The organism is Stutzerimonas kunmingensis (genome assembly GCF_014764705.1).
Classification (GTDB): domain Bacteria; phylum Pseudomonadota; class Gammaproteobacteria; order Pseudomonadales; family Pseudomonadaceae; genus Stutzerimonas.
The window spans coordinates 356,903-363,784 of the sequence record NZ_JACXXG010000001.1 but is presented as its reverse complement, the minus strand read 5'-3'; the positions used below and the strand labels follow the sequence as shown (position 1 = coordinate 363,784).

At 64.1% G+C, this 6,882-nt stretch carries 7 protein-coding genes; 3 read left to right on the top strand and 4 right to left on the bottom strand.

The window, feature by feature from the left end:
* Positions 1 to 240: 240 nt before the first annotated feature.
* The 3 genes from IEG05_RS01750 to IEG05_RS01740 all read right to left on the bottom strand — a co-directional run bounded on the left by IEG05_RS01750 (position 241) and on the right by IEG05_RS01740 (position 2,523).
* Positions 241 to 1,491, bottom strand: a complete 1,251-nt coding sequence (locus IEG05_RS01750) for an acyl-CoA dehydrogenase family protein (RefSeq protein WP_191121549.1) — start codon at positions 1,489 to 1,491, stop codon at positions 241 to 243.
* A 167-nt stretch (positions 1,492 to 1,658) separates the two neighbouring features.
* Positions 1,659 to 2,099, bottom strand: coding sequence for a CopD family copper resistance protein (locus tag IEG05_RS01745; RefSeq protein ID WP_179485718.1), 441 nt, complete (start codon positions 2,097 to 2,099; stop codon positions 1,659 to 1,661).
* A gap of 70 nt (positions 2,100 to 2,169) precedes the next feature.
* A complete protein-coding gene (locus IEG05_RS01740; protein WP_125859775.1) occupies positions 2,170 to 2,523 on the bottom strand; it encodes a hypothetical protein in 354 nt (117 codons plus the stop codon).
* A 208-nt stretch (positions 2,524 to 2,731) separates the two neighbouring features.
* Between IEG05_RS01740 and IEG05_RS01735 the strand changes: the two genes are divergently transcribed.
* Positions 2,732 to 3,151, top strand: a complete 420-nt coding sequence (locus IEG05_RS01735) for a DUF488 domain-containing protein (protein ID WP_191121548.1) — start codon at positions 2,732 to 2,734, stop codon at positions 3,149 to 3,151.
* On the opposite strand, the gene dctP is transcribed toward IEG05_RS01735, so the two are convergent.
* Positions 3,135 to 3,920, bottom strand: a complete 786-nt coding sequence (gene dctP / locus IEG05_RS01730; RefSeq protein ID WP_414717778.1) for a TRAP transporter substrate-binding protein DctP — start codon at positions 3,918 to 3,920, stop codon at positions 3,135 to 3,137. The two genes, IEG05_RS01735 and dctP, sit on opposite strands and share 17 nt — an antisense overlap.
* A gap of 357 nt (positions 3,921 to 4,277) precedes the next feature.
* Here dctP and IEG05_RS01725 point away from each other — a divergent pair, with 357 nt between their 5' ends.
* Positions 4,278 to 5,225: an NAD(P)/FAD-dependent oxidoreductase gene (locus IEG05_RS01725; RefSeq protein ID WP_046621463.1), complete on the top strand. Its 948-nt coding sequence runs from the start codon at positions 4,278 to 4,280 to the stop codon at positions 5,223 to 5,225.
* Between the two features lie 271 nt (positions 5,226 to 5,496).
* Positions 5,497 to 6,873: an L-serine ammonia-lyase gene (locus IEG05_RS01720; protein ID WP_046619326.1), complete on the top strand. Its 1,377-nt coding sequence runs from the start codon at positions 5,497 to 5,499 to the stop codon at positions 6,871 to 6,873.
* Positions 6,874 to 6,882 lie beyond the last annotated feature (9 nt).

Here is a 6,882-nt window from a genome sequence, read left to right as displayed (position 1 = left end):
GTGGTGCTGAAACCTGTCAAAAAGGCCTGAAGTCAGGCCTTGTGTGGACTCCGTTAGGCCAAAGCGCTTGAAAAAGCGCCAAACCGGACGGGTTGGGGCAGTTGAAGCCGAGTTTTTCAACGGCCTGCTAGCCTAGGCCAGTAGGAGAGAGAGACGCAAGCTAGCGCACCAGGACGGAGCATACACGAGAAGGGAGATAGGCCGCGCGCAGTGGCGTCGCGCGGCCAGCAGCAGTCACGATCAGTGACGACCAGGCGGGGTGAGATAAGCCGCCGTGGCACCGCGGCTGGCTTCACTGGCCTTGATTTCCATCTTCGCAATGCTGCGCAGATGCACCTGATCCGGGCCGTCGGCAAAGCGCAGGGCGCGGCCACCGGTCCACATGTCGGCCAGCGGCGTGTCCGGCGTCAGGCCCATCGCGCCGTAGACCTGGATCGCGCGGTCGACCACGTTGATGTGCATGCGCGGCACCAGCGCCTTGATCATCGAGATTTCCTTGCGCGCCGCCTTGGCGCCGACCTCGTCGATCATCCAGGCGGTCTTGAGCACCAGCAGTCGCGCCTGCTCGATCTCGATACGCGACTCGGCGATCCAGTCGGCGACATTGGAATACTGCTGCAGGTACTTGCCGAACGCCTTGCGCTCCTGGCAGCGCTCGACCATCAGTTCGAGCGCCAGCTCGGCCATGCCGATCGAGCGCATGCAGTGGTGAATGCGCCCTGGCCCCAGGCGCGCCTGCGCCATCATGAAGCCGTCGCCCTCCCTGCCCAACAGGTTGCTCGCCGGCACCCGCACATTGCGCAGCAGGAGTTCGCTGTGACCTTCCGGGGCGATGTGGTTCATCACCGGGATGTTACGCACCAGCTCGACACCGGGTGTGTCGAACGGCACCAGGATCATGCTCTGTTGCTGATGGGTCTCGGCGTTCGGGTCAGTCTTGCCCATCACGATCAGGAGCTTGCAGTTGGGATGCGAGGCATTGGTGATGAACCACTTGCGACCGTTGATCACGTAGTCGTCGCCGTCGCGACGGATCAGCGTCTGGATGTTGGTAGCGTCGGAAGACGGCACGTCCGGTTCGGTCATGGCGAAGGCCGAGCGGATCTCGCCTTCGAGCAACGGCGTGAGCCAGCGCTGACGCTGTTCGGGGGTAGCGAACATGTGCAGCAGCTCCATGTTGCCGGTGTCCGGTGCGTTGCAGTTGAACACTTCCGAAGCCCAGTGCACGCGCCCCATGATTTCCGCCAGCGGCGCGTACTCAAGATTGCTCAGGCCCATGCCCGGCTCGTCTTCGCCGAGCGACGGCAGGAACAGATTCCACAGCCCTTCCGAACGGGCCAGCGCCTTGAGGTCGCCCATGAACGACACCGGGTACTGCCCGGCCGCCACCTCCGCGTGCCAGGCACCGATGCGCGGCACGATGTGCTGGTCCATGAAGGCGCGCAGCTGCTGGCGCAGCGCCTCGACGCGTGAGCTGTAGGCGAAATCCATGGCTAACCTCTGCTGATCGGGAAACGATGCAGCCACCTTAGCCCCCGCTGCCGCTAAAGCAACGAGGCTGCGGCGACTGAATCAGGCCCGATAAGCACGGAGCGAAGCGCCAGCCGAATTGACCCTGATCATGACTGCGACTGGCAAAACTGGTATGCAGCGCAACCTCACCAGTGCAGGTAGAACATGCCCTTGGCGAGCAGCACGATACCGATCATCTGCAGCAGGATCGCCCAGTGGATGGCACGGTAGCGCGCCGGCGTCATATGCCCCTTGCGCAGCAGGATCGCCACCAGGCCGAAGGTGAAGAACACGCCGATCGCCAGCAGAACCTTCAGCGCCAGCAAGGTGGCGAAGCTGCTGGCAAACGGATCGGCCAGCGCCTGGCGGTGATACCAGCCCAGACCGATGCCGGCACCGTAGACGAACAGCACCACCCAGTGCAGCACCACCCGCGAACGTGCGCCGACCGCACGCTCCACCAGCGGCATGGTCTGCTCGCCGACCTGCTGACGGATGCGGCCAAGGATCATCACCTCGAAGAACAGCGTGCCGATGAAGAAGATCGCGGCCAGCAGATGCACCACGTGCAGAACGGAATAACTCATCAGCGCCTCCTCGGTGTCAGTCAGCCGCGATCATCCCCCAACAACCCGCCGCGGGACTACCTGCCCGCCGTCATTTCGCCGCGGCGGTGATCCGCGCGCCGTCACGTTCGATGTGCTGCCCCTGCAGGAAGCGGTCATCGGACGTACGAATGCGCGCAACGCTGCCATCTTCGCGCTTGACCACATACAGTGTCTGTTCGAGCCCGGCAGCCTGCTGCGCGCCCTGCCCCATCAGGTAGCCGATGCCGCCACCGACCAGCGCCCCGACCGGGCCACCCGCCGCAGCTCCGAGCATGAAGCCACTGAGCCCACCGAAACCGCCGCCGACCGCGCGGTCCTCATGCACTTCCAGAACCTCGTCTGCGCTGGCCAGACCGCTTGCCAGAATCGCTGCTGCTGCCATCAGAACCATTGCCTTTTTCATGTCACGCTCCTATCGAGTAATGAGTTGCACCCACTCTCTTTTTCACGAATCGTGCCCAATATTTAACCCAATAAAATCAGATAGATAATAAATTAAGGGTAGATATGACCAGTACGTTATAAGTCATAAAAACCATTCGCAGAGTATTTTTAACCCTGGCACTTCAGTATCTTTTACCTAGACTCAGAGGCAGGCTCCGGAGGTGCTGATGATTCAGTGCAAACGCGCATACGAACCGCCGTCGCTGGAAGACGGCCAGCGCATACTGGTCGACCGGTTGTGGCCAAGGGGCTGCCGCAAGGACACCTTGGCGCTGCACGCATGGCTGCCGGACCTGGCGCCTTCCACGGCACTGCGCAAGGCGTTCAAGGGCGGGGAGATCGGGTTTGCGACGTTTCGCCAGCGCTATCGGGACGAACTGGCCGGCCACCCCGAACACTGGTGGGCGCTGCTGGAGATGGCCGGCCGCGGCACGCTGACGCTGATCTACGCCGCGCAGGACGAGCGTCAGACCAATGCTCAGGTTCTGGCCGAATGGCTGGAGGAGGAAATGCAGCGACTGGAGCGTCCCAGCTCGCCGGCCTGTCTAGCCGGCGAGCTGGGCGGAAGGATCAACGGCGACGGTTGACCGTCATTGCCGCGCGAATCAGGTCGGCGCCGATTTCCGCTTCGTAGGTTTTCCAGACCGGCAGCATCTGCTCGCGCCAGGCCTGGCGCTCTTCCGGCGTCAGGGTGATCAGCTGGCTGCTGCCGCTGGCGAGAATGCGCTCGCGATCGCGGCGATTCACGGCCGCGGCCTCTCGGTTCACCGCCTGGGTCACCTCGAGAATGATGCCCTCCAGCTCCGAGCGTATGGCGAAGGGCATGCTCAGCCAGAACTCGTTGTTGGTAATCAGCATGTAGTCGAGCACGCCATGGTTGCTCTCGGTGATGTACGGCTGAACGCTGTGCATGTTCTGGCTGAGGATGTTCGACCAGGGATTCTCGGCGCCCTGGACCACACCGCCCTTGAGCGATTCATAGACCTTGGCGAACGGCAGCACGACCGGCTTGGCACCGACGGCGGCGAACTGCGACTCGAGCACTTCCAGCTTCGGCGAATACTCGATGAACTTGGACAGCGAGGGCGCCAGCATCTGCACCTTGTTGTCCAGCAGTGCCTGCATCTCGTCGGCGTCGCCGACCAGCGTCGAATTCGGGTACACCTCGACCTCGACCTGGCCGGCCAGGCGCTCGCGCACCAGCTTCTGGAACAGCAGCGCGCCCTTGCCCTTCGGCGTGTCGTCGCCGACCACGTGGGCGAACTTGATGACGATGGGTTCCGCGGCTTGCGTGATGACTGGCGACAGCAGCAGGAACAGCGCCGCACAGGGCGCAACAACCAGAGACTTGAACAACTTTATACCCCCACGGGAAATAAGCTCGGCACGGCGCCTCGTGAGCTCCGTTCGAGTGGTTTTGCGATTGAATGTGGTTCAGCCCACGCCTGGTAGGGCGCTGCCGAGATGTGTAGCGCGGGATCAGCGCACGGCGAACGAATTCGCAGGCTGATCGTTATTGGAATGGCGGTGACTGTTCAGTATCGGTTGGAGATGCCCGGTCATCCAGCCGCGAAGTGTTGGCCATCAGCGGCTCTGGCACAAGGCTCGAAGCTCCGACCAGCTCTCAAAACCGAACATTGCATCGTTCAACCTCGGCGAACTTTATCGCCGCCGCCGGCTTCTACTGGCAACGCCCCGCCACTGGCCAATGCAATGACGCCCGCACAAACCGACCCGCAACCCATCGTGATCGACTGCCTGATCGTCGGCGGCGGCCCCGCGGGCCTCACCGCAGCACTGTACCTGGCGCGCTTCCGGCGCAGCTGCATGGTGGTGGACGCCGGCTCGAGCCGGGCTTCGTGGATTCCGCGCTCGCGCAACTACCCGGGCTTTCCACCGGGCATAAACGGCAACGACCTGCTGGCAAGGCTGCGCGAACAGGCCAGCGGCTATGGCGCCCGCCTCGAACAGGGCCACGTCGAGCACATCGAGCCCCACGCCGAAGGCTTCAGCGTGCGCTACGGCGATCGCCTGTGCATAACGCGGCGGATCATTCTCGCCACTGGCATCGAGGACACGCTGCCGGACATGCCCGGCGTCGAAAAGGCCATCGACGAAGGCAAGGTGCGGCTGTGCGCGATCTGCGATGGCTACGAGGTCAATGGCGACAACGTCGCGGTCTACGGCGAGGCGGAAAGCGCCATCACCCACGCGGTGTTCCTGCGCACCTTCACCGACCGGGTCACCGTGATCGTGCATGGCGAGCAGGATGCCTGCGATCAGGCCATCGCCCTGGCCGAGCACTACGCCATTCGCCTGATCGGCGACCGCGTCGAGTCCCTGCACCCCTGCGAGACCGGCATCGAACTGCTGACCTGTCGCGGCGAGCGGCACCACTTCGACATCATCTACCCCAGTCTCGGTGCGCGCTTTCGCTCCGAACTCGCCGTGCAGCTCGGCCTCGACTGCGACGAGTGCGGCGGCGTCAATGTGGACGAACATCGGCAGACTTCGCTACGTGGCCTCTATGCGATCGGTGACGTGACCATGGGCCTGAAGCAGATCAGCGTCGCCATCGGCCAGGCCGCGCAGGCCGCGACCGCCGTGCACAACAGCCTGGAAGCCAACCCCTGGGGTGGCTCGGCGGCTACCCGCGCCTAGAGCAGTTCGCGCAGAAGCCTCCGGCCGGCGAATCGTGCCGCGGCCGAACCCGGCAACATCCATGCGCCACCGAAGGTCTAGTGGCCTGTGCGGTGAGTTGGTTGAGGCAAGCTCGGATGAACATGACTCCAAGACAGGGCGCTGCGACGAGTCATAGCGGGCTATGGTAAGGAGCAGCAACGCAGTATCGGGGCCATGGGCGCCGAAATTGACCCACTGAACTTACCAAACAGGCCACTAGACTTAGACAAGCGTCGCAGCGGAGCACCTCATGTCACTCAGCGTCTTCGACCTGTTCAAGATCGGCATCGGCCCGTCCAGCTCGCACACCGTCGGACCGATGCGCGCGGCGTTGCGCTTTGCCGAGGGTCTGCGCAACGAGGAACTACTCGCCGCCACCGACCACCTCAGGGTCGAGCTGTACGGCTCGCTCGGTGCCACCGGCAAGGGCCACGGCAGCGACAAGGCTGTGCTACTGGGGCTCGAGGGCGAGCTACCGGAGCGCGTGGACACCGCAAGCATTCCCCAGCGCATGGCAGCGATGCGTGAATCCCGCGAGCTGCGCCTGCTCGGCGAGAAGGTCATCCACTTCGATATCAGCAACGACCTGCAATTCATCCGCAAGCCGCTGGCCTTCCACCCCAACGGCATGATCTTCCGCGCCTTCGACAGCGCCGGCCTGCAGGTGCGCAGCCGCGAATACTATTCGGTGGGCGGTGGTTTCGTGATCGACGAGCAGGCCGCCGGCGACGACCGCTTCGTCGAGGACGCCACCACGCCGCCCTACCCCTTCCACAGTGCCGCCGAGCTGCTGCAGCACTGCACCACGCACGGGCTGTCCATCAGTCAGCTGATGCTGGCCAACGAGGCGGCCTGGCGCCCGGAGGCGGAAACCCGCGCCGGCCTGCTGCGCATCTGGCAGGTGATGCAGGACTGTGTCAAAGCGGGCTGCCGCACCGAAGGCGTCATGCCCGGCGGCCTCAAGGTCCAGCGCCGTGCCGCCGGGCTGTACCGTCAGCTCAGCGAACACCCGGAAGCCAATCTGCGCGATGCGCTGAGCGTACTCGACTGGGTCGACCTCTACGCCCTCGCGGTCAACGAGGAGAACGCCAGCGGCGGCCGCGTAGTCACCGCGCCGACCAATGGCGCCGCCGGGATCATACCGGCGCTGCTGCACTACTACATGCGCTTCATTCGTGGTGCCAATGAGGATGGGGTAGTGCGGTTTCTGCTGACGGCGGCGGCCATCGGCATCCTCTACAAGGAAAATGCGTCGATCTCCGGGGCCGAGGTCGGTTGCCAGGGCGAGGTCGGCGTGGCCTGCTCCATGGCTGCCGGGGCGCTGTGCGAAGTGCTCGGCGGCACGCCACAACAGGTCGAAAACGCCGCCGAGATCGGCATGGAGCACAACCTGGGACTGACCTGCGACCCGGTCGGCGGGCTGGTTCAGGTGCCCTGCATCGAGCGCAACGCCATGGGCGCGGTGAAGGCGATCAACGCCGCACGCATGGCCCTGCGTGGCGACGGCAGCCACTTCATCTCGCTGGACAAGGTGATCCGCACCATGCGCCAGACCGGCGCCGACATGAAGAGCAAGTACAAGGAAACCGCCCGTGGCGGGCTGGCGGTGAACATCATCGAGTGCTGAGCTTGATGC

Excerpts from the sequence above, each read along its gene's own strand:
- IEG05_RS01750 (WP_191121549.1), bottom strand. The coding sequence starts at position 1,491 with ATGGATTTCGCCTACAGCTCACGCGTCGAGGCGCTGCGCCAGCAGCTG.
- IEG05_RS01745 (WP_179485718.1), bottom strand. The coding sequence starts at position 2,099 with ATGAGTTATTCCGTTCTGCACGTGGTGCATCTGCTGGCCGCGATCTTC.
- IEG05_RS01740 (WP_125859775.1), bottom strand. The coding sequence starts at position 2,523 with ATGAAAAAGGCAATGGTTCTGATGGCAGCAGCAGCGATTCTGGCAAGC.
- IEG05_RS01735 (WP_191121548.1), top strand. The coding sequence starts at position 2,732 with ATGATTCAGTGCAAACGCGCATACGAACCGCCGTCGCTGGAAGACGGC.
- IEG05_RS01725 (WP_046621463.1), top strand. The coding sequence starts at position 4,278 with ATGACGCCCGCACAAACCGACCCGCAACCCATCGTGATCGACTGCCTG.
- IEG05_RS01720 (WP_046619326.1), top strand. The coding sequence starts at position 5,497 with ATGTCACTCAGCGTCTTCGACCTGTTCAAGATCGGCATCGGCCCGTCC.